The sequence below is a fragment of the Sediminihaliea albiluteola genome (genome assembly GCF_014077625.1).
Classification (GTDB): Bacteria; Pseudomonadota; Gammaproteobacteria; order Pseudomonadales; family Halieaceae; genus Sediminihaliea; species Sediminihaliea albiluteola.
Genome location: NZ_JACFXU010000013.1, coordinates 429,583 through 452,611, shown reverse-complemented (window position 1 = coordinate 452,611; position 23,029 = coordinate 429,583). Strand labels below are relative to the sequence as shown.

18 protein-coding genes and 3 tRNA genes are annotated in these 23,029 nt (G+C 51.2%); 7 read left to right on the top strand and 14 right to left on the bottom strand.

The window, feature by feature from the left end:
• Window positions 1-530 precede the first annotated feature (530 nt).
• The 3 genes from H2508_RS03020 to H2508_RS03010 all read right to left on the bottom strand — a co-directional run bounded on the left by H2508_RS03020 (window position 531) and on the right by H2508_RS03010 (window position 3,954).
• The gene (locus H2508_RS03020; RefSeq protein ID WP_182168904.1) at window positions 531-890 is read right to left on the bottom strand and encodes a cupredoxin domain-containing protein; all 360 of its coding nucleotides are present in this window, start codon (window positions 888-890) and stop codon (window positions 531-533) included.
• A gap of 11 nt (window positions 891-901) precedes the next feature.
• Window positions 902-3,184, bottom strand: a complete 2,283-nt coding sequence (locus tag H2508_RS03015) for a heavy metal translocating P-type ATPase (RefSeq protein ID WP_182168903.1) — start codon at window positions 3,182-3,184, stop codon at window positions 902-904.
• Window positions 3,185-3,294: 110 nt separating this feature from the next.
• Window positions 3,295-3,954 (bottom strand): alpha/beta hydrolase, encoded by a 660-nt coding sequence (locus tag H2508_RS03010; RefSeq protein ID WP_182168902.1) that lies wholly within the window; start codon window positions 3,952-3,954, stop codon window positions 3,295-3,297.
• Between the two features lie 198 nt (window positions 3,955-4,152).
• Here H2508_RS03010 and H2508_RS03005 point away from each other — a divergent pair, with 198 nt between their 5' ends.
• The gene (locus H2508_RS03005) at window positions 4,153-5,586 is read left to right on the top strand and encodes a sensor domain-containing diguanylate cyclase (protein ID WP_182168901.1); all 1,434 of its coding nucleotides are present in this window, start codon (window positions 4,153-4,155) and stop codon (window positions 5,584-5,586) included.
• Window positions 5,587-5,971: 385 nt separating this feature from the next.
• Here the strand turns inward: H2508_RS03005 and H2508_RS03000 are convergent, their stop codons facing one another.
• On the bottom strand, window positions 5,972-7,660 hold the full coding sequence (locus H2508_RS03000) for an FAD-dependent oxidoreductase (protein WP_182168900.1): 1,689 nt from the start codon (window positions 7,658-7,660) through the stop codon (window positions 5,972-5,974).
• Window positions 7,661-8,278: 618 nt separating this feature from the next.
• Between H2508_RS03000 and H2508_RS02995 the strand changes: the two genes are divergently transcribed.
• On the top strand, window positions 8,279-8,707 hold the full coding sequence (locus H2508_RS02995) for a transposase (RefSeq protein WP_408014910.1): 429 nt from the start codon (window positions 8,279-8,281) through the stop codon (window positions 8,705-8,707).
• Window positions 8,708-8,719: 12 nt separating this feature from the next.
• On the opposite strand, the gene H2508_RS02990 is transcribed toward H2508_RS02995, so the two are convergent.
• From H2508_RS02990 to H2508_RS02980, 3 genes are all read right to left on the bottom strand, one after another.
• A tRNA-Arg gene (locus H2508_RS02990) sits at window positions 8,720-8,796 on the bottom strand.
• Between the two features lie 66 nt (window positions 8,797-8,862).
• A tRNA-His gene (locus H2508_RS02985) sits at window positions 8,863-8,938 on the bottom strand.
• A 53-nt stretch (window positions 8,939-8,991) separates the two neighbouring features.
• Window positions 8,992-9,068, bottom strand: a tRNA-Pro gene (locus H2508_RS02980).
• Between the two features lie 205 nt (window positions 9,069-9,273).
• Here H2508_RS02980 and folD point away from each other — a divergent pair.
• Entirely contained in the window at window positions 9,274-10,119 is an 846-nt protein-coding gene (gene folD / locus H2508_RS02975; RefSeq protein ID WP_182168899.1) for a bifunctional methylenetetrahydrofolate dehydrogenase/methenyltetrahydrofolate cyclohydrolase FolD, read from the top strand.
• Window positions 10,120-10,208: 89 nt separating this feature from the next.
• Here the strand turns inward: folD and cysS are convergent, their stop codons facing one another.
• Complete coding sequence (cysS, locus tag H2508_RS02970; protein WP_182168898.1) at window positions 10,209-11,585, bottom strand: cysteine--tRNA ligase; 1,377 nt, start codon at window positions 11,583-11,585, stop codon at window positions 10,209-10,211.
• Between the two features lie 7 nt (window positions 11,586-11,592).
• On the bottom strand, window positions 11,593-13,263 hold the full coding sequence (locus H2508_RS02965; protein WP_182170721.1) for a glutamine--tRNA ligase/YqeY domain fusion protein: 1,671 nt from the start codon (window positions 13,261-13,263) through the stop codon (window positions 11,593-11,595).
• A gap of 193 nt (window positions 13,264-13,456) precedes the next feature.
• Between H2508_RS02965 and H2508_RS02960 the strand changes: the two genes are divergently transcribed.
• Both H2508_RS02960 and H2508_RS02955 read left to right on the top strand, forming a co-directional pair.
• Window positions 13,457-13,954, top strand: a complete 498-nt coding sequence (locus tag H2508_RS02960) for a peptidylprolyl isomerase (RefSeq protein WP_182168897.1) — start codon at window positions 13,457-13,459, stop codon at window positions 13,952-13,954.
• A 12-nt stretch (window positions 13,955-13,966) separates the two neighbouring features.
• On the top strand, window positions 13,967-14,683 hold the full coding sequence (locus H2508_RS02955; RefSeq protein ID WP_182168896.1) for a UDP-2,3-diacylglucosamine diphosphatase: 717 nt from the start codon (window positions 13,967-13,969) through the stop codon (window positions 14,681-14,683).
• A 29-nt stretch (window positions 14,684-14,712) separates the two neighbouring features.
• Here H2508_RS02955 and miaE read toward each other — a convergent pair whose 3' ends face one another.
• Both miaE and H2508_RS02945 read right to left on the bottom strand, forming a co-directional pair.
• Window positions 14,713-15,330 carry a tRNA-(ms[2]io[6]A)-hydroxylase gene (gene miaE / locus H2508_RS02950; protein ID WP_182168895.1) on the bottom strand — a complete coding sequence of 206 codons (618 nt, stop codon included), beginning with the start codon at window positions 15,328-15,330 and terminating at the stop codon, window positions 14,713-14,715.
• Window positions 15,327-15,797, bottom strand: a complete 471-nt coding sequence (locus H2508_RS02945; protein ID WP_182168894.1) for a DUF1289 domain-containing protein — start codon at window positions 15,795-15,797, stop codon at window positions 15,327-15,329. The genes miaE and H2508_RS02945 overlap by 4 nt, the downstream gene beginning before the upstream one ends.
• A gap of 187 nt (window positions 15,798-15,984) precedes the next feature.
• Here H2508_RS02945 and acnB point away from each other — a divergent pair, with 187 nt between their 5' ends.
• On the top strand, window positions 15,985-18,600 hold the full coding sequence (gene acnB, locus H2508_RS02940) for a bifunctional aconitate hydratase 2/2-methylisocitrate dehydratase (protein ID WP_182168893.1): 2,616 nt from the start codon (window positions 15,985-15,987) through the stop codon (window positions 18,598-18,600).
• A 164-nt stretch (window positions 18,601-18,764) separates the two neighbouring features.
• Here the strand turns inward: acnB and catB are convergent, their stop codons facing one another.
• A complete protein-coding gene (gene catB, locus H2508_RS02935; protein ID WP_408014921.1) occupies window positions 18,765-19,397 on the bottom strand; it encodes a type B chloramphenicol O-acetyltransferase in 633 nt (210 codons plus the stop codon).
• Window positions 19,398-19,656: 259 nt separating this feature from the next.
• On the opposite strand from catB, the gene H2508_RS02930 reads away from it, so the two are divergent.
• A complete protein-coding gene (locus H2508_RS02930; protein ID WP_235964762.1) occupies window positions 19,657-20,283 on the top strand; it encodes a PEP-CTERM sorting domain-containing protein in 627 nt (208 codons plus the stop codon).
• Between the two features lie 159 nt (window positions 20,284-20,442).
• Here H2508_RS02930 and H2508_RS02925 read toward each other — a convergent pair whose 3' ends face one another.
• Both H2508_RS02925 and H2508_RS02920 read right to left on the bottom strand, forming a co-directional pair.
• Window positions 20,443-21,024 (bottom strand): beta-class carbonic anhydrase, encoded by a 582-nt coding sequence (locus tag H2508_RS02925; protein WP_182168891.1) that lies wholly within the window; start codon window positions 21,022-21,024, stop codon window positions 20,443-20,445.
• A gap of 99 nt (window positions 21,025-21,123) precedes the next feature.
• The gene (locus H2508_RS02920) at window positions 21,124-22,881 is read right to left on the bottom strand and encodes a DUF885 domain-containing protein (protein WP_182168890.1); all 1,758 of its coding nucleotides are present in this window, start codon (window positions 22,879-22,881) and stop codon (window positions 21,124-21,126) included.
• Window positions 22,882-23,029: the final 148 nt, after the last annotated feature.

The window sequence follows — 23,029 nt, the reverse complement described above, 5'->3', positions numbered from 1 at the left end:
TTTTAGTCAAATTGGGAGAGTTTTCACTCCCCACAATCATCGAGGCTTGTGCTACGCCAAATTTCAGGCGCAGCAATACTATGTTAGGAGGATATGGGCGGGCGATAGCGGGAAACGATTAGCTCACCTTCAGCCAATTCGTTGTAGGGGCTGCTTAATAGCGCAGCCTTGGGAGATAGGAAAAACATGCCTGCCGATACGATAGCGGAGGCACAGCTCCCTAAAACACAAGCACAATCATTGCAGCACTGCGTATCAGCAAGGCTGTCTGCTGATGACATAAGCAGCGCATGATGAGCGTGATCTGCCATGACAGAATCTAAGATCAGCCCATCTACAGAGGTCGAGCTTTTTTGATGCAGACAAGGACTGTCAATCGAGGCGAGCGACTGAGTGCTAAAGACCAGTAACAAAAGAACAAGGCCAAGTTGTCTGCAGCAAGCCATCTGCATATGAGGCAGTATCGTGAACATGCTCTAAGTGTAGCTGTTCTTAGCCTAAAACCTAAAGTAGTTTTTAGGGCCAATCACTCAGGACTCACTGACCACTAAATTGCCGCGGTACATTTGCATCTGACAGGTAAAAGGGTAATTGCCCGCGGCGAGCGGTGGCAATAGCACGGACTTGCTTTCGCCAATAGGCAACTCCTCGCTGAGATCCAAGTCAGGGAATATTAGCCAAGCCGCACATGGGGATTCATCGCTGCGAAAAAAACGCAGCGTGGTCGCTTGCCCCGCAGGCACAGCTATCTGCGAAGGCTGATAACTGCCATTAGCCACCTGAATGACCAGCTCATCTACTGCTGCAGCCTGAGTTTCCCCCTTGTAGAGCCAAAACCACCACACAATCAGCGCAATGACTAACAAGCCAATAAGGTTAACGATCAACATAGCTAGCTCCTTTAACCTTCCCTAACGTTAAACAAGCGAAGTCGATTCGCATTAGTGACAACAGTAAGGGAAGACAGCGCCATCGCCCCGCCGGCAATGATCGGGCTGAGCAGCACACCCAAGAAGGGGTATAGCACTCCAGCAGCAATTGGCACGCCGGCAGCGTTGTACACAAAGGCTCCAAAAAGGTTTTGCTTGATATTGCCAAGCGTAGCCTTGCTCACCGCAATGGCATCAGCCAAGCCATGTAAAGAGCCCCGCATCAGGGTGATATCAGCACTTTCAATCGCCACATCGGTACCGGTTCCAATAGCAAAACCAACATTAGCCAAGGCCAAGGCCGGTGCATCGTTAATGCCATCACCGGTCATGCCGACTATTTCGCCTTGGGCTTGCAACTCGGCGATTTTCTCCGCTTTTTGCTTGGGCAAGACCTCGGCAAAAACCTCATCGATGCCAACCTGCTTGGCCACAGCCTGAGCCGTTGCACGGTTATCACCGGTCAACATCACCACTCGCAAGCCGTTTTCTTTGAGACGTTTAATCGCGGCAACAGAGTCATCTTTTATCGGATCCGCAACAGCAATAATCGCGGCCAATTCACCGTCGATACTAAAGTACATAGGTGTCTGCGCCTTGGCTGCCAACTGCTGAGCCAGATCGAGCTGTGGCTCAATCAAAACGCCCTGCTCTCGCATCAGGCGCTCATTGCCAAACAGCAGACTGTGCTCAGCCACTGTTCCGCGCACACCATGTCCTGCGATGGCTTCAAAGTTTTCTAGAGTTTGTGTGGCAAGACCTCGCGCTTGCGCCGAAGCCACTATGGCTTGGGCCAGAGGATGCTCAGATCCCGACTCTAAGCTAGCAGCCAGCATCAGCACATGATCCTCATCGCTGGCGTTTACCAGCTCGATATGAGTGACTTGTGGCTGCCCCTTTGTGACGGTGCCCGTTTTATCTAACACCATCGTAGTGAGCTTTGAGGCAGCCTGTAAGGCCTCACCGTTGCGGATCAAAACGCCTGATTCGGCAGCTTTTCCCACGCCCACCATGACTGACATAGGCGTCGCTAAGCCCAGGGCGCAGGGGCAAGCAATAATCAGTACGGTGGTGGCACAGACCATGGCAAAGGCTAAACTGGGCTCTGGCCCAAAATTCAGCCAAGCTAGAGCACTTAACACGGCGATAATCATAATCGCCGGTACAAAATAAGCGGAGATCACATCAGCGAGGCGGCCTATAGGCGGTTTGGAGTTTTGCGCTCGCTTGACCATCTCGATGATCTGAGCCAAGGCCGTGTCTTTGCCAACTCGGGTGGCTTCATAAAGCAGTGTTCCGGTTTTATTGATGCTACCGGCGGCAAGCTCATCACCCACTTGCTTGGTCACCGGTATCGGCTCGCCGGTGAGCATGGACTCATCTATCGATGAGCTGCCTTCAAGTACCCGCCCGTCAACGGCCAGTTTTTCACCTGGACGCACCCGCAGCTGATCGCCTAACTGCACATCCTCAATGGCTATATCGATTTCCTGTCCATCGCGCACAATGCGCGCCAATTTGGGCTGCAAACCAATCAGGCGTTTGATCGCCTCCGAGGTCTTGCCTCGCGCCCGGACTTCCAAAGCCAAGCCCAAATTTACCAGGCCGATAATCATTGCAGTGGCCTCAAAATAAACGTGCCTGGCCATATCCGGCAGCAGCGCTGGAAAAGACACCACAAACATTGAGTACAGCCATGCAGTGCCCGTACCTAAGGCAATCAAGGTATCCATATTTGCGGAGTGATTAATAAAAGATTTCCAGGCACCCACATAGAAATGCCGTCCGGAGAAGTACATCACAGCCAAAGTGGCTAGTCCGACCAGTAACCACAGGAAACGTTCTAGCGGCGTGTTAACAGTCATCTCACCGATGAATAAACCGTAAATCATCAGCGGCACACCCAAGCCAAGGGCAAAGTAGACCTCTTTCATAAGGCGCTGATAATAAGCCTCTTCGCTGCGATCTTTGTCCTCTAATATCTGCTGATCCGACTGGTTGACCAGGTGCTCAGCTGTGTAACCCGCGGCGTCGATAGCTCGCACTACCGCGCTCGCTTGAGCATGGCCGCTGACCGTTGCAGTACCTTGAACAAGGTTCATACTCGCCTGCTCAACACCTGGCACAGCAAGCAGCGCGCTTTCAATTTTATTCACGCAACTAGCGCAAGAGGCACCATCTACACGGAAGTAGCTGACTGCTTGAGAAGCACTGCTGTTTTGCTCTTTAGCGGAAGACCTATCATTTGCGCTCATAAGCTACTCCCCTCCTGCATCATCATCCTGACCCATGTCAGTACATCACCTTGGCAGACTACAAATATATTGGTAAATAAGTAGCATATACTAAAAATCAGGCGCGTGGACTAAGCCAGCACATCCTGCAGCCACCTCGAGATATCCCTAATTTCCTCCATACAAACTTCATGCTGCATGGGATAGCTTTGCAGGGATGCCTGGTAAGTAAGAGCCTGCAAATCCGACAGCGCCTTGTGCGCCATCACGATCGGCACCATCGGATCCATGCTGCCGTGAAACAACTGAATGGGGATGTTTTTGTTTGCCAGGCTGGGCTGGATCGTTTTAGAGGTTGCGAAATAACTCGAGAGCACCATTAAGCCAGCCAATGGCTTGTCGTAACTCAGCGCTGCTTGATATGCCACCGCACCACCCTGAGAAAAACCAGCCAAAACTATGCGCTCACTGGGAATACCTGCGGCTATTTCACGTTCAACTAAGGCAATGACTGACGCGGCTGAAGCTAAAATTTGCCTTTCATCAATTTCGCGCTCGATATCTATCGACAAAATATCGTACCAAGCCGGCATTACCATACCGCCATTAACCGTTACTGGGATCATCGGCGCATGGGGAAAAATAAAGCGTAGTCCAAGCTCTTCGGGCAGCTGCAGTTGAGGAATCACGGGGACAAAGTCATGACCGCTGGCCCCAAGACCGTGCAGCCAAATAACCGACGCGCTAATATCATCGCCAGTTTCTACTGTTTCATGGGGAAGGTAAGACATAAAAAAAACCTTTACAAAAAATGACTCGGGTTGGATTGAGCAACAAACACACTGTAAACGCCCTCATTGAAAAGAGCTGTGAGATAAACACGCAATTCGTCAGCAAAGCGCTAGCTTTCGATAGGATCGTGCTTAAATCAGCCTACTATGCTTAAATCTGCCCTAAATTAATCAAAGCTCACAACAAGGCTTGCTGTTTTGAATCGTCGTAAAATCAGTTTTATTCTTTTTATTGCTTTACTGCTGATCGCAAGCTTCTCAACCACTAGCTTCATCAGCTATAAGGTTGCCAATGATGCTCTGGAGCAGCAGATCTACACTGATGCGCTGCCTTTGACTAGTGACAATGTCTACTCCGAGATTCAACGCGATATATTGCCTACAATTGTCTTATCATCGCTAATGGCACACGACACCTTTGTCTATGACTGGGTTGGCAGCGGCGAGGAAGATGAGCAAAAAATTATTCGCTACCTAAAAACCATTCAACAACGCTTCCAAACCACCACCGCTTTTTTTGTTTCAGAAAGCAGCCGTAGCTACTACCACCCTAGCGGTAAGCTCAAGCAGGTCAAACAACATGACCCCGCTGACGCCTGGTACTTTCGTGTCAGAGCAATGAATAGTGACTACGAAATCAATATCGATACAGACACCGCCGACCTTTACAGCACCAATGTCTTTGTTAATCATAAGGTTATCAATGGCGAAGGTACATTTTTAGGTGCCATAGGAGTAGGTCTATCCTCAGAAGTCGTCAATAACATGATTGAGATGTACCAAACTCGCTATGAACGACAAGTTTACCTGGTCGATAAATCTGGACAAATAAAACTCCAGGGTAAACGTTATCAGGGCGCGAGTAATATTTATAAGCAGCCAGGGCTTATGGAGATCGCCGGACAAATTTTAGCCAGCCCAGGTGACTCCTATCGCTATCAACATAATGGCCAAGAAGTGTTATTAAACACCCGCTTTGTCCCAGAGTTAAATTGGTATTTACTGGTCGAACAAGTCCGCAAACCGGCAGCTAAAATTCAAAGCACACTGTGGGTGAACTTAAGTTTCAGCCTTATCATCACTTTGATCGTGATGCTGATAGTCAACATGACCATCGGCAAATACCAACAGCGCTTAGAGCTCATGGCCACCAGAGATAATCTCACCGGCGCTTATAACCGTCATGCTTTTGAAGATACTTTTTTACAAGCCCTGCGCACAGCCGAGCGACGCCAAGAGCCCCTCAGTATAGCTATTGTCGATATCGATGACTTCAAAGCGATCAATGATCGCTACGGGCATTTAGCAGGCGATGCTGTTATTCGCAGTATTGCCGAGACTTTACGCGCCGAGCTGCGCGACTCCGACATCATCTGTCGCTGGGGTGGCGAGGAATTTTTGCTGCTATTGCCTTGCTGTGATGCAGCGGCCGCCGAGTTGTTAGCTCGCCACCTCTGCCAAGCTATTAGCGACCAAGTGATCACCTGGCATGAGCACAGCATTAGCACCAGCGCCAGCTTTGGCCTCAGCAGCTATCAGTTTGGGGAGAGCCAAGCAGACTTGTTTAATCGTGCGGATCAGGCTCTATATCGAGCTAAAGAGAACGGTAAAAACAGCATAGAAGTTGGCTAGCTGAACTGCTATTCCCCCTTAATGGGCTGGCGTCGGCAGAGCCAATGCATAGTTTGGAAATGGCGCGCCCGGGAGGATTCGAAGCTTTATATGTAGCCAATATCAATATAACACCTGATTGACTGGCAGCATTACCTTTCTATTTTAGTAGTTATATCAATAAAGAAGTATTGAATTACAAAAAACCTAAAGGCATGCGGAGTCGGATTAGGTCTGCGCTCAAAAATACGAAACCCCTCTACCTTGTCGAGAGTCCTGTACAAGGCCTTATTGCCCTAGATACCAAACAAGCGGCCTCAGGGTCTCGCTCACTAGCGCCTGATGACAAGCCCTTTATAGCCAAGCATAAACAAGGCCACCACTTGGCTATACACCATAGCTCAATTTACGTATTACAGGCATGGTTTGCAGCGATAAATCCAAAGGTCATAGCTGGCCCCAGTGTTGCCCCAGCCCCTGGATAGTAACGACCCATGGGTGATGCAGCGCTATTCCCAATGGCGTAGAGACCGCGTATAACCTCCCCAGCTTCGTCCAGCACCTGAGCGTTGGCATTGGTGAGCAAGCCACCCTTAGTACCAATGTCTCCGGGAAAAATTTCCACACCATAAAAGGGCGCCTCGGCAATGGCCGCTAGACAGGGATTTGGCTTCAAGCGAATGTCACCATAGAGCAAATCGTAACTATTCTCACCCCGGTGAAAATCTTTATCCACACCAACTTCTGCATAGCCATTGAAGCTCTCAACGGTATTTTTCAAACCTACGGGATTCACCCCCAACTCCTTCGCAAGCCCCTCGATGGTATCACTCTGCTTGAGAAATTGATGGCGTATGCGTTTGGGCTGAAGCCAATCGAGCTTCATCCCCTTCGGGAGGAGTGGCCCAAAGGGGTATTCTCGCCGATAGCGCGAATCAAAAATTGCATAGACTGGTAAATTGGCGTTGCCGTTAGCATCTTTATACATCGCTTGCACCGCAGTCGTATAGGCAACGGACTCATTAACAAAGCGCTTTCCGGCGCCGTTCACCATAATACAGCCAGGCATCGAACGCTCAGAAAACAACATGCGTGCACGATCTTCCTGCGGCATAACAATAGTCGGCCCCCACCAAGCCTCATCCATTAAGTGAAGGGCCGCGCCAATGTTATGCGCAGCTTCGATCAAGTCACCAGTATTGTTTGGGCTAGCGGCAGACCAGCTAGTTTGACTTGGCCTCGGCAGATAACGCTCACGCATGGCCTGACTATGCTCGAAGCCCCCGGCACCGATGATTACACCTCGCTTGGCGCGGACCACCTCGCTGCTACCCCCCCTGCTTACAACCGCCCCAACAACCTTGCCCGCTTCCACCACCAACTCCGTCACTGGCGAGTTTAGCCAGAGCTCAACTCCGCGCTCATCCAGTGAATGACGTAACCTGCCAACCAGTGCATTACCCATCACCAACCGCCGCGAGCGCCGCGATTTGAGCCTACCGACAATGTCTGAGCCATACTCAACCACCAATTTAAGCACCACCTTGAGCCAACCAGGGGCCTTGCTTAGGAGTACTGCACCCTCCTGATTGGTGTAACCCATCAAGCCCATCACTGTCGTCTGTATATGCGAACGCCCCAGGGTGGCAAATGACTGCCCTAGGTCGCGGGCATGATAGGGAAGCGGGTCAATAGAGCGACCGCCCGGCTTGGCGCCTTCCAGCTCCTGATAATAATCAGCGTAATGCACCATAGATTCGAACGACGCTTTAGTATTTTCTTCCAGATAGCGCAGCATCAACGGTGCATTTCGCACATACGCCTCCACCACATCAGGGGCAACGTCATCGCCCGTAAGGGTACGCAGGTAGGTTAGTGCCTCCTCCTCACTATCGTCGATACCCGCAGCTTTCATCAGATGGTTATTAGGAATCCATAAACCGCCGCCAGAACTGGCGGACGTTCCTCCATAGTAGCCAGCTTTTTCAACAACCAACACTTGCGCACCTTGGTCGGCAGCACGGCACGCAGCTGTGAGAGCCCCTGCACCACTGCCAATAACTAGAACATCGACCTTTTTATCCAACACGCTCATACCGAAAATCCTGTTTACATGATCCTTATTATTCAAACTACTAGGCACTACTTGTCCTAATCGCGCACAAAAAAAACCATATTACATTTACATCAAAATGTTTTTAATGCAAGGTATAGATATAAATTAAACTAGCAATATTCCGCTGGAGAGCGAGCTCAAACCCATGGATACTCTAACGCTTTTTGAAAACCACCATGTGTACTACGACAAAGGGGATGCACTTAATGCCAGCCTCTATCTTTGCCTCCCTAAAGAAAACACTGACACGAGCGATGTGATGAGCGCTATCGCAGCCCTTAGCCTGGCTGGCTTATGGTCAAACAACCCCCCAGCCACAGTCAAAGACGAACAAAGGCAGGACTATATCGAGCAGTTAACAATGATTGACTGGAAACTTTATAAGCCTGGCCCTAACCATTGGATAGCAGCCCGGCTCGATCACCCCAAATTTCCATCCCTTGACAAGCGTTGGGCAGACTGGGTGAAGGCCCTTACTCAACACTGTAAGGCTCATTTATCATCCCCGAGCATCTCGCCTGAAGCCTAATCTTATTACCTATAAGTTTGCTAGAAAATCCAATTGCATAGCATTAATGCTCTGCCTAGGGGCATGTAATGAAAAAGCAACTGGTGATGGATTTGTCTGAAACCTACCGCAGCATAGCGCCCCGCTACTTTCCCGAAGCGACAATAGTGGCCAAGCAAAAGCTAGTTCGATTGCTGCTACTTAAGACCCTCACAGCAAAGCGAGCAAGGACCAAGATACCTCAACTGCTTGAGTTGCTGGATCAGTTAGGTGACAGCCCATTACGAACGCTGGCAAAGACTCTGGCCAGCTGGATGGAACCCATTGTTGCCACGTGGCGGTTTAGCAAAAGCAATGGCATCACCGAGGGTTTCCACAACAAAATGGAAATGATCTCGAGACGAGCGTATGGTTTTAGGAGCTTTGAGAATTATCGATTGAGAGTGCTGAGCCACTGTGGGTGGGATGGGATTATCAATCGAGTACGGATGGATGCCCATCCCCCGTTAATTGGGTAGAGCCTGTGGAAATGGCGCGCCCGGGAGGATTCGAACCCCCGACCATCCGCTTAGAAGGCGGATGCTCTATCCAACTGAGCTACGGGCGCATTGTGGCATACAGTGTATAGAAGCGGTTCAGCCTAATCACCGAAGGTGTGCAAAACGGGCAAGACTGGGGTGGCCGACGGGTCTCGAACCCGCCACCTCCGGAGTCACAATCCGGTGCTCTACCTGATGAGCTACGGCCACCATCGTTGGAATGCTGAAACACTGTGGCCAACTTCCGGACGTGGCGGAAAAGTTGGTCGGGGTAGAGAGATTCGAACTCCCGACATCCTGCTCCCAAAGCAGGCGCGCTACCAGACTGCGCTATACCCCGATACAGATAAAGAGATCATTGCTTGACCTCGATTTCAGGTCGCGCATATTACCCCCCGTTTTCAGTTTCGTCAACGGCTATTTGATAAATCTATTAAGCTTTCTGTTTGATGTACTTCCTAGCCCGCGCGAGGCATGGGAGAATGTAAGTCTTATTTGGGGCAGAGCGTCCCATTTTCTGTCGACCCGTCACCAAAGGTAATTTCATGTCTGCTCAAGTTCTGGATGGCAAAACACTGTCCCAACAAACTGAAGCTGCGCTATTACAGCGCGTTGAAGCTCTTAAAGAAAAATCTGGCGGCAAAACGCCAATCTTGGCCACTCTCTTAGTGGGTGACGATCCCGCCTCTGCCACTTATGTGAAAATGAAGGGCAACGCCTGCCGTCGCGTAGGCATGGACTCAATGGCAATCGAGCTGCCCGCCTCGACTACCACCGAGGAGCTACTGGCCAAGATCGAAGAGCTGAACAATAACCCTGAAGTGCACGGCATTCTGCTACAACACCCAGTTCCATCACAGATTGACGAGCGCGCCTGCTTTGACGCCATCGCGCTGCACAAAGACGTGGACGGCGTGACCTGCTTGGGCTTTGGTCGTATGGCGATGGGTGAAGATGCCTACGGCTGCGCCACACCACAAGGTATCATGCGCCTGCTCGAGGCCTATGACATTGAGATCGAAGGTAAGCATGCCGTCGTTGTAGGCCGCAGCCCTATTCTCGGTAAGCCAATGGCCATGATGTTGCTACAGAAAAACGCCACCGTGACGATCTGTCACTCTCGCACTACCGACCTACCCGCCTTAGTGGCTCAAGCAGATATTCTAGTTGGCGCGGTCGGCAAACCAGAGTTTATCCGCGCTGAGTGGGTCAAAGATGGCGCTGTTGTAGTCGACGCTGGCTACCACCCGGGGGGAGTTGGCGATATTGAGCTAGAGCCTCTGAAAGAGCGCGTTAGCGCTTACACCCCAGTACCTGGTGGTGTAGGGCCAATGACTATCAACACCTTGATTATGCAAAGTGTGGAGTCAGGCGAAAAGTCACTCGCTTAAGCTCGGCTGAAACAAATTGGGCCAGTGCAGCTTTAGTCTGCACTGGCCCAAGACAACAGCGTATTGCTCGGTCGGGTTTTAGCAGCGGATTAGGCGCGCTTCCACTTAGTCCCTTCCCGGGAATCCTCTAGCACGATACCTCGGGCAAGCAAGTCCTGGCGAATTTCATCTGCTTTAGCATAATCTTTGGCAGCTTTTGCGGCCTGGCGGTCGGCAATTGCCTGCTCGATTTCTTCCGCAGTGATATCTGAGCTATCAAGATCACCCTGCAGCCAATCCTGTGGGTGCTGCTCCAAAATGCCCAGCAGATTACCCGCGGCCAATATACGGCCTTTTAGTGCTGGCTTCTCATCCTCTGGCGCTTTGTGAAGCTGCTTCGCTAGGGCGTGAATCTCGGCAATTGCCAATGGCGTATTTAAATCATCGTTGAGCGCCTCATAGAAGGGCTCACCAGCTAACTGCACTTCCATGTCTAGCGGGATATCCTCTACTTGCCGCAAAGTGCTGTAGAGGCTCCCCAGTGTCGCCTCAGCCTGTTCCAAGAGCTCGGCCGAGAAGTTCAAGGGCGAGCGGTAATGGGCTGAGAGCAAGGCAAAGCGCAGCACTTCACCGCGATAACTCTGCAACAGCTCTCGCACAGTGCGGAAGTTACCCAGCGACTTAGACATTTTTTCGCCGTCTATATCGAGGTAGGCATTGTGCATCCAATAGCGCACGTAGTCGCCGCCGTGAGCACAGCGACTCTGAGCCACTTCATTTTCATGGTGCGGGAAGATTAAATCGCGGCCACCACCATGGATATCTATGGTTTCACCTAAGTGCTCGCGGATCATCGCCGAGCACTCCAAGTGCCAGCCTGGCCGTCCCCTACCCCAGGGACTATCCCAACCGGGATCTTCATCGGCAGCGGGCTTCCACAGCACGAAGTCTCCGGGGTGACGTTTGTAATCAGCCACCTCAACCCGAGCACCGGCGAGCATATCGTCCAAAGAGCGGCCCGAGAGCTTGCCGTAGTCCGGCATAGACTCAACCGCAAACAAAACATGCCCCTCTGAGACATAGGCATGGCCTTTGGCGAGCAGCTTTTCAGTCAGGGCAATCATCGGCGCGATGTTGTGCGTTGCGTGGGGCTCAATCGTTGGCGGCAAGGCGTTAAGTTGCGCCATATCCTCGCGGTATTTCTGAGTAAACTCTTCCGTGACCGACTCAATACTGCGCGAACCCTCGCGTGCCGCTGCGATAATTTTGTCATCGACATCGGTGATGTTGCGAGCGTAAGTGACCTCGTCGTAGTGGCACTGCAAGAGACGATACAAAGTGTCAAACACCACCACAGGCCGGGCATTGCCGATGTGCGCCAAGTTGTACACGGTGGGTCCGCAGACGTACATCGTGACAGAGTTGGGTTGTAGCGGCTCGAAGCGCTCCTTCTTGCCACTCATGGTGTTGTATATCTTAAGGCTCATGGTGTTCCTATTTCTGTCCGTTGTTCCAGCTGTCTCGCAAACCAATGGTCATATTAAATACCGGTGCTTCCGGCCGGTGCTCATGACGGTCTGCCACAAAATAGCCCTCGCGCTCAAACTGAAAGCTCTGTTCAGGCTGGGCATTGACCAAGCCAGCCTCTATCCAAGCACCTTCTATAAGCTCCAGAGAGTTTGGGTTCACCAAGGCCATAAAGTCATTATCGCCTTTATCTGGTGCCTCGTGACTAAACAGGCGGTCATAGAGGCGCACCGTGGCACGGCGGCCCTCAGTGGCAGATACCCACTGGATAACACCTTTGGCCTTGATGCCATCTTCTGGATCATTGCCAACGGTGTTAGGGATAACCTTAGCCTGAACCTCAACAATCTCGCCAGCTTCATCTTTCAGCACACTCTCGGCTTCGATGACATAGGCGTTGCGCAAGCGCACACGTTTACCGAGAACTAGACGTTTAAATTTCTTGTTTGCTTCTTCGCGAAAATCTTCTGCATCGATATAGAGTTCACGGGTAAAAGCCAACTCACGCACACCGAGTTCTTCACGACTGGGGTGACAGGGAGCGCTGAGGTACTCGGTTTTATCCTCTGGGTAGTTACTCAGCACGACCTTTAAGGGGCGCAACACACACATCGCTCGCGGTGCGTTTTCGTTGAGATCGTCGCGAATAGCGTGTTCCATCATCGCCACATCGACCACACCATCGGATCGGGTCACGCCGATCATGTCACAAAACTTTCGCAGCGAACGTGCTGTATAACCGCGGCGGCGCAAACCGGATATGGTCGGCATGCGCGGATCGTCCCAACCATCCACCACGCCCTCATCAACCAGCTGTTTCAGCTTGCGCTTACTGGTCACCGTGTAATTCAGGTTCAGGCGACCGAACTCATACTGACGCGGCCTACTCGGCACCGGCAAATGGTCAAGCAACCAGTTATACAGTGGGCGGTGATCTTCAAACTCTAGGGTGCAAATAGAATGCGTAATACCCTCGATGGCATCTTCCTGGCCATGGGCGAAATCATAGGTTGGGTAAATACACCAATCATTGCCAGTCTGATGATGTTCAATTTTACGGATACGATAAAGGATCGGATCGCGCATATTCATATTGGGTGAGGCCATGTCAATTTTGGCCCGCAGTACCCTGCTGCCATCTTCAAACTCGCCGGCTTTCATGCGCTCAAGCAGGTCGAGGTTTTCCTCTACACTGCGATCTCGGTAAGGGCTGTTTACCCCCGGCTCAGTCAAAGTGCCGCGATACTCGCGGGCTTGATCGGCATTGAGGTCACAGACATAGGCATTGCCCTCGCGGACTAAGTGTTGAGCCCAGTCGTAAAGCTGCTGAAAGTAAGATGAGGCATAGCGCACTTCATCGTGCCACTCAAAACCCAACCAGCGCACATCTTCCTGTATCGAGGCGACAAACTCAGGGCTTTCTTTGGCCGGGTTGGTATCGTCAAAACGCAGGTTGCAGCGGCCATTGAAAGCCTCGGCCAAACCAAAGTTCAAACAAATCGACTTGGCGTGGCCCACATGCAAATAGCCATTGGGCTCAGGGGGGAAACGAGTCACAACTTCCGTGACCCGACCTGCGGCCAGATCGTCAGCGATAATTGCGTGGAGAAAGTTGTTAGCGGGTTTGTTGTCCATAATTCCTTCGCATTGCGATAGTCAAAAGTTGTGCATTATAGCTGCTGCGCAGTCCGTCTTATAGGGAAATACAGCCTTTCTCCCCAGCCGGCCACAGATTAACAGCCCGGCCAGCCGGCAGTGTTCCACCACAGCCTAAAAATACGTATCATTGCCGGTCCTCAGAATCCGAGAAATTTCACTAGGAAAGCTCAACATGGTTATTATCCGTACAACATTTGGTCCCATCACTGTGGCACTCGACGCTGACAAAGCGCCGAAAACCGTCGCTAACTTCCTCAGCTATGCCCGCAATGGACACTACGATGGCACAATCTTCCACCGCGTAATTAACAACTTCATGATCCAAGGCGGTGGCTTCGATGCCGACATGAAGCAAAAACCTACTGCTGAGCCGATTGAAAACGAAGCGGACAATGGCCTAAAAAATGACTTTGGCACCATTGCTATGGCTCGCACCATGGACCCGCACTCCGCCACTGCGCAGTTCTTCATCAACGTAAAAGACAATGACTTCCTTAACCACAGCGGCAAAAACATGCAGGGCTGGGGCTACACCGTGTTTGGTAAAGTAACCGAAGGTGAAGAAGTACTGGATAAAATCCGCAACTTGCCCACCACCAGCCGCGCTGGCCACCAAGATGTGCCACAGGATCCAGTCATCATCGAAGCTGTCGAAATCCTTGAAGGCTAATTAGCAAAGCCCGTGTCCAGCACTTGGTTTATCTCCGACCTGCACCTCGACCCCAGCCGCCCCGCTATCACCAGGGCCCTGGGCGAGTTTCTCGATGCACGTCGAGATTGCCAAGCGCTGTATATACTCGGCGATTTCTTTGAGGCTTGGGTCGGCGATGACGACGATGCCCCCCTCGCTGCTGAGGTCGCCGATATGCTGGCCGCTTTTTCTGCTGCCGGCCCTGCACTTTACCTCATGCAAGGTAACCGAGACTTTTTACTCGGCCCAGATTTTTGTCAGCGCGTCGGCGCCACTCTACTACCCGACCCTAGTGTCATTGATCTCTACGGTTCGCCGGTGCTACTCATGCACGGCGACAGTCTCTGCACTGCAGACCAGGAGTACCAGCAATTTCGGCAGATGGTACGCAGCCCCCAGTGGCAAGCACAATTACTTGCCCAGCCGCTGGCAGATCGCCGGGCCTTAGCTGATAAGCTGCGCGGCATGAGCCAAGAAGCCAACAGCAATAAAGCGGAAGACATCATGGATGTCACTCCTAGCGAAGTAGAACAAGCACTCTTAGAGCACCAGGTGTCCTGCATGATTCACGGCCACACCCACCGACCGAAACGACATCAGCACCGCAATGGTCAGCGCTGGGTGCTGGGCGACTGGGGCAGCCGCGGCTGGGCTATCGAAGCCACAGCTGACTCAATGCAGCTGATAGATTTCGCAATTAGGCCCTAAAAAACTGAAGCGGACCAGAGACTTGGCTATTAAGCGCTCGGCACACCGCTGTGAAACCTGAACTCAATATCTGCTGATTCAATTAATTGCTGCTCTGCTGCTAACAAAGCCGGCAAACGCTCGTCGACTTCTTCTGCCGAGGACAGCTCTCGAGCCAAGTTAAGATAATCTTCAAAGTGCCGCGCTTCGGATTTGAGTAGAGAACTGTAAAAAGCTGCTAACTCATCATCCAACACCGGTATTAAGGCGGCAAAACGTTCACAGGAGCGAGCCTCAATAATCGCGCCAACTATCAGCGTATCGACCAGACGACCAGGCTCTTTCGAGCGCACCAGTTTGCGCAACTCACCGGCGTAGCGCGAAGCCTCAGTAAAAGGGTAGTCAATCCCACGGCGCTCCATAATAGCCAAGACCTGCTCAAAGTGCCGCAGCTCTTCCCGCGCCAAGCGAGACAACTTGTGCAGCAATTTGGGGTGCTCGGTGTAGCGGTACATCAGGTTGAGGGCAGTAGACGCGGCTTTTTTTTCACAATTAGCGTGATCCACCAGCAATACTGCGGGGTGCTGTAAGGCCCAATCAATCCAGGCCTGAGGCGTAGCGCAGCTTAAAAAGCGGCGAATCGGGCCTATATCCACCGTGGCACTCAAGAGCTTTGTCCGCCAAATAGATCGGGGCTCAGCATGTAACGGTCATAGTGGGCTTGAGACAGAATATAAAACTCCTGATCAATCGTGTCGCGCAGCTCAATCAAACTCATATCCCTGAAAGGCAGATTGACCTGAAAGCCATACTCGAGTGTGTTGGTGATTTGGCCTGCCCCAGCTTTGAGCAAACTGAAGACCCAGCAATACTCGTCATGATGGCTGCGGTGGCGCACCTGCTGCACCTCTAACTGCCAAGCCAGCAGTGCTTTGTCGATCACAACGAGCTTATTGCTCACACACTGAGACAAAAATTCTGACAAACGGCCATCTACCGCCCGCTTCTGCTCTACGGTATAGGCGTTCCAATTGATCACTTCGTGAGAGAAGCGCTTGCAACCGCGGCACACAGTGTCGCCGATGCCAGTAGAACAGACACCTATACAGGGAGTTTTAATGCTTTGATCAAACATACAAACAGCGGTAGGAAATGAGCCGAGGAACCCTATCAGTCTACGATATCAGCCCGGTGAATGCACGGTATAAGCGCTTGATTAATTTAATTTATTGTCTACCTGAGCTATACTTGCCGCCCTATTTTTACCTATACCCTCATGCGCCCTCCCTTGGACGCACAGCCATTAGATAAGGAGCTCTACCGTGTTAGAAGCCTATCGTGAACATGCAGCGGAACGCGCCGCACAAAACATCCCGCCCAAGCCGCTCAATGCTGAGCAAGTGGCCTCTCTGGTAGAGTTGCTGAAAGCTCCACCAGCAGGTGAAGAAGAATTTCTGCTGGAGTTAATCAGCGAACGTGTGCCCCCCGGTGTGGACGAAGCAGCCTACGTCAAGGCTGGCTTTCTCGCCGCCTTGGTTAAGGGCGAAGCTGAATCCCCACTGATTGATAAGCCCACTGCAGTCAAGCTACTGGGCAACATGCACGGCGGTTACAACATCATCACTCTGGTTGAACTGCTCAATGACGAGAGCCTAGCTGAGCTAGCCGCTACTGAACTCAAGCATACCCTATTGATGTTTGACGCCTTCCACGACGTTGACGAACTGGCTAAGAGCGGCAACCCACACGCTAAGGCCGTTATGGAGTCTTGGGCCGAAGGCGAGTGGTTCACTTCTCGCGATGAAGTCCCCGAGTCGATTAAAGTAGCAGTATTTAAGGTCACCGGCGAAACCAACACCGACGACCTCTCCCCTGCCCCAGACGCTTGGTCACGTCCCGACATCCCGCTGCACGCACTGGCCATGTATAAAATGACCCGCGACGGCTTAGAGCCAGCCGAACACGGTGTGACTGGCCCCATGCAGCAAATTGCCGACATTCAAGCCAAAGGACTGCCCGTTGCTTTCGTAGGTGACGTTGTTGGTACCGGCTCATCACGCAAATCAGCCACCAACTCAGTACTGTGGTTCTTCGGTGACGACATCCCCGGCGTACCGAACAAAAAAGGCGGCGGCATCTGCATCGGTGGCAAAGTTGCACCAATTTTCTACAACACTATGGAAGATGCCGGCGCACTGGTGTTTGAAGCTGATGTAGAAAAACTGAACATGGGCGATGTGATCGATATCCGCGTCTATGAAGGCAAAATCCTCAATGAAGCGGGCGAGACCATCAGTGAGTTCGAGCTCAAGTCTGACGTGCTGCTGGACGAAGTGCGTGCCGGCGGTCGAATTAACTTAATTATTGGTCGCGGTCTGACCACTCGTGCACGCGAAGCGCTTGGCTTGCCTGTATCAACATTGTTCCGCACACCGGAGCAGCCCGTCGACACCGGCAAAGGTTACACTCTAGCGCAAAAAATGGTGGGTAAAGCTTGCGGCGTAGAGGGCGTTCGCCCTGGCACTTACTGTGAGCCACGCATGACTACTGTCGGCTCTCAGGACACCACTGGCCCAATGACCCGCGATGAGTTGAAAGACTTGGCTTGCCTAGGCTTCTCTGCCGACCTGACCATGCAGTCTTTCTGTCACACTGCGGCCTACCCCAAGCCAGTAGATATTGACACCCAGCACAGCCTGCCAGACTTCATTATGACCCGCGGCGGTGTATCACTGCGCCCCGGCGACGGCATCATCCACTCTTGGCTAAACCGCATGTTGCTGCCCGACACGGTTGGCACCGGTGGTGACTCACACACCCGTTTCCCTATGGGTATTTCCTTCCCAGCGGGTTCTGGCTTGGTCGCTTTCGCCGCAGCTACTGGCGTTATGCCACTGGATATGCCTGAGTCGATCCTAGTGCGCTTTAAAGGCGACATGCAGCCCGGTATTACCCTGCGTGACCTAGTGCACGCCATCCCCTACTACGCCATCAAGCAAGGCTTGTTGACAGTGGAGAAAAAGGGCAAGAAAAACATCTTCTCCGGCAACATCTTAGAAATTGAAGGACTGAAAAACCTTACCGTTGAGCAGGCCTTTGAACTCTCTGATGCTTCGGCTGAGCGCTCTGCAGCAGGCTGCACCATCGCCCTCGACGAAGACACTATCGCCGAGTACCTGCGCTCCAACGTCGTACTACTGCGCTCTATGATTGCTGAAGGTTATGGCGATCCTCGCACACTTGAGCGTCGCGCGCAGAAGATGGAAGAGTGGCTGGCCAACCCCAGCCTGATGAAGGCTGACGCAGACGCCGAGTACAAAGAAGTTATCGAAATTGACTTGGCTGAAATTAAAGAGCCAATCGTTTGCTGCCCTAACGATCCAGACGATGCCAAGCTGCTGTCTGAAGTGGCCGGCGACAAAGTTGATGAAGTCTTTATCGGAAGCTGCATGACCAACATCGGCCATTTCCGTGCCGCTGGTAAGTTGCTGCAACAACACAAAGGTGGCATCTCGACCCGTATGTGGATTGCTCCGCCAACCCGCATGGACGAGCATCTGTTGATGGAAGAAGGCTACTACAACATCTTTGGCGCCGCCGGTGCTCGCACAGAGATGCCTGGTTGCTCACTGTGTATGGGTAACCAAGCACGAGTAGCAGCTAATAGCACAGTGCTTTCTACATCGACGCGCAACTTCCCCAACCGTCTCGGCGATGGCGCCAATGTCTACCTGACATCGGCTGAGCTAGCGGCAGTTGGCGCGATACTTGGCAAGCTACCTACTCCGGAAGAGTACATGGAGTACGCCAAGAACTTGGATGCGATGTCAGCTGAAATCTATCGCTATATGAACTTCGACCAAATCATCGAGTTCCAAAAGAGTGCGGAAGAAGGTAAACGTATTTCTGCGGTAGAAATCTCTGAAGTTAGCGCCTAATCAATTAGGCGCCAACACTTAGCGATAAAACCCAGCTTAGTAGCAAGGCATTGAATATCTCTCGATATGACATGCCTTGTCCTTGCTAAATAAAGAAGGCCCCACAGCGGCAATGTTGTGGGGCCTTTTTTTTTAAGCCCGGCTGATAGAAACAACTTGACCTGTTATTTGCGGATCTCAGCGAGCCAATGCTGATACAGTCCTTCAATATCTGTCGAGCAGAGTAAATTCATGCAGCCTTTCAATTCACTATCGGACCAGGTCCACCACTGCATTTCTAATAGCATTTTTATGTTCTCCTCAGAGAAACGGTACTTAATATGCTTTGCAGGGTTTGAAGCAACCACCTCGTAGTCCGCTACATCTTTAGTCACAACAGCCCGGCTGGCGATAATTGCCCCGTGACCTATCGCCACTCCAGGCATAATCATGGCCTCTGAACCAATCCAAACATCACTGCCTATGACGGTATTACCTGCGCGTTGAAAGCCGTCTTTTGCAGCAACGAAGCTATCATTCTCTTGATAGAAAAATGGAAAAGTACTTACCCAGTCATGTCGATGACCTTGGTTGCCCGCCATCATAAAAACGGCCCCAGAACCAATGGAACAAAAGCTGCCGATGATCAGTTGGTCAACGTCTGTTCTATCTGCCGCTAAATAGCGCGCACAGTCGTCAAAACTATGCCCATGGTAATAACCTGAGTAATAGCTATGACGTCCAACGATAATATTTGGGTTGGAAATCTGGTCCTGTAAAGGGATGCCAGAAAATGGAGAGTCAAAAATATTCATAATAATTAGCTCAGCCTAAATCCATATGCCAGCCACCTTTGTGAAGCAGCTGTGTGCTCTTGTAGTCCTGCAAACCTGCCATGGCAGGTGCTATTAACGCGATGTAAGAAAAGCCTTATTAGTGTCAGCTTTTTTTACACTTTAGGGAATAAGCAAGCAATGCAATGGCTCGCCAGCCCCAGCGCTACTAGCTTTTCATAAAATTGGCATACAAGTTGCTTAAGCATAAATGTATTCGATCAAGCTATCGGCGAGGAAAGACATGAAAAATATCTATATAAGGCCAGCTCTAATATTAACTTTTCTGCTCATGGCTGCCCCACTTTCTGCGGCAGTTATAGTCACTCCCAATGGCGGAACCGACACTGCCAACCCCAGTGGAACCTATGTTTATGGCTGGGAATTTAATGTTAACTCTCAAATAACAGTCGACCACTTAGCAATCTACGATTCAGGACTGGATGGACTCGCAGAATCACACGACATTGGCATATGGAATCCCGCCGGAGCATTACTCCTGTCAGCAACCATAGCTTCAGGTACTGGAACAGTGCTCGATGGTTTATTTAGACTAGTTGATGTTTCAAATACCGTTCTAGCGGTAGGATCAGGCTATGTAATTGCTGCGACCAATTTTGACGTAGATCTTATGCGCGTAAACGCTAGCTATTTGACAATCGGTCCTGAAATATCTTTCGTGGAATCCCGTTTTCTTGATACCGGGGGTAGCTTAGATCGCCCGACCAACAGTATCGGCAGCTTGAAGTACTTTGGGCCTAGCTTTACTGTTATCGACAGCTCTACTGCTGTACCTATACCCGCCACTCTCGCTCTGTTCGGACTAGGGCTAGCAATCCTCGGCTGGTCAAGGCGCAATAAGCGCTCATAGAATGAGGCCCGCTAGCTACAAGTAAGTCCACTGAGCACCTTTCATTCAGCCTAAGCTTTGACGCTACTATTGTCTCAGCACAGGATTAAGTAAATAACAAAAGCCACAGAGCTAGGCTGCGCGGCTTTTGTTAGTTCGAGTGAAAATATTTTATAGGCCTTAGCTTGCCTTACCTGCTGCACTGGCCTCAGGAACTTCTATCAGTTTTCCCGTTTTGCAGTCATAGATATAACCGTATATCGGAATATCACTTGGCACCATTGAGTTAGCTCTGATTCGTTGAACATCCTCCAAGACGCTTTGCTCTTGATCGCTGATGGTTAACCAATTAATGAATTTAGCATCATTCGTACCACCGCCCGCATTGCTATCCTGCCAACCCGAGGCATCAATAGTTGCGGTTTTAAGGCTTCCGGACAGCAAATCATTCATGATTTCATTAGTGAATGTCTCCATGCCGCAATCGGTATGGTGGATAACAAACCACTCTTTTGTGCCCAGTAATTTATAAGAAATAACGAGTGAGCGGATGGCATCATCGCTTGCCCGGCCACCCGCATTGCGAATCACATGGGCATCACCTTCCGCTAGACCGGCATATTTTGCCGGATCCAAGCGTGCATCCATACAAGTAAGAATTGCAAACTGCCTTCCAGGCGGCATAGGCAGATTGCCTTTATCCCCAAAGTCGGACACGTAATCAGCATTGGCAGAGAGGACTTCTTCCACTATTTTACTCATCAACATTCTCCACTAGTTAATCGACAGTGTTACAAAATTACTTGTTCAGGCAGCAAGGCAGCGCATTAGCTGCGCTCTAATAGCTCATGCTCGCCACAGTCATTCAGCACTCTGGACGAACTCAGCCAGTACAGCCTCGCGCAGAAGGTTCGGTGGCAATAGGCCCTGCTGCAAAATAAAGTCATGGAATGCTCGGGGCTCAAACTGATCGCCCAGGGCAATCTCCACCTCAGTACGCAAACGCATCAGGCGGATATAACCAAAGTAATAAGAGGTAGCCTGTCCCGGTGCCCTAAAGGCATAGCGGTCCGCTTCTGAGCTTGCCATAGCGCGAGACATAGCCGTTTGTTCAACTAAGAAATCTTCAGCCTCCTGGCGACTCATTTGGCCGGTGTTGACCATCGGGTCAAGGAACATGCGAGCGGCGCGCATCAAACGGGTATAGAGGTTAAACAGCTGCCCTTCTAGGGGTAAGTATTGCTGCATGATGGACTCAGAATACAAACCCCAGCCCTCAGCATTGGCGCTATTAAAGGCAAATACTGCCCGCGCGAGAGAAGTTCCGTCTTCTACTAAACGAGAAAACTGCAGTTCATGACCAGGCCGCGCCTCGTGTACTGTCAGCGCCCAGACGATACTGTCGTGGCTCCAATCGTCCATTTGCGCGTCATCACCCAGCGCTGGGTTACTCTGCACTAATACAAATTCACCGTACTGGCCGGTGTTGTTAATCAACTGTGGTGGGCTCATAAAAGAGGCGGGAATGGCAGCCGATTCAGCTTCAGTCGCTAAACGGATGACCGCATCGCGCTCTGGCAAGCTAACCAGATCTTCTTTGCGAACAATGTCTTCGATCACTGTTAAGCGTTGCTTATACAGTGCCAAAAGATCTTCCTGAGGCACTTGCTCGGCCTTCAACTGATGCAGCACTGACAGCAGGTCGCGCTCTTTCCAGCCCCGTTTCTCGGCAATCTGTCGAGCTAGGGCCTTCATTTGGCTACGAATCAGCTGGTAGCTGTACTGGGCTTCAGCAATCAGTTCGGCGGGGCTGTCAGTCACGCCAAAGTTCTGCAGCTCATTAGCGTATAGCACTTCAGGCAGGGTGTTATTGTCTCGCGCTCTTGGCTCAAGGGTCGCCCGCAACCAGGCTTCATATTGATTCAGTTGCTCTTCGAGTACTGCGAAATCACTCTCCCAAGCTGTTAATCCGGAGCTCTCAAAGACACTGCGGATACCGGCGATATAACGCGGCGCATTATCAAGGTCGGCTTCTAGCTGTCCGCGATAGGGCCCAATCAGGCCATCAACTTTGAGACGCGCTTCGGTCAAAGCCATCGCCTGCTCAGTAGCTGGCTGATAACCTTCACTCTGGCCGGTGTACTTACGCAAACGCTCTAAAGCAGCTGGGTAACGCGCCGCATCGTTGCGTGGATCTAGCAAAGACTTAAAGCTGCCGAACATAAAGCCATGCATATCGTAATACGGCAGTAGGTGCTCATACTCTAGTTGCGCCGTAGTAATCTCACTTTCCAAAGCATCGATCATGATCTGTAGATCCTGTCGGACTCTGGCAGCACTTTCACTTTCAAGCGCAGCTCTTAAACGACTAAGCTGCTGCTGAGCCAGTGCAATTTCACGTTGTGTGATATTGGGCCCAAGGTCTGCCACTTCGGCATCAAACTCACTCAGGCCATAGTTTGAAACACCTTCGGGACTCAACTGCGCTTGCTGCTTGAGTATCTCGAGGGCATAACGATTACTGTCTTCGATCCAATCTGCCCGTACTGAAGTTGTCATCAGCACTAGCAGCAGTGGCGCCAAAGCCAGCTGTATAAGTCTTAAGTAAACTCGCATCATTCAACATCCTTACTGTGTTTGTATTGTACTAAGCCTATCAGGACTCAGTCCGACAGGCACTTAAAGACTAGTTCTGCTTTAGGCTGGGCAAAGCACCGCCATCATCGCTATGATGTCGACGGGCAAGTATCGGTGCCTAACAAGCCCC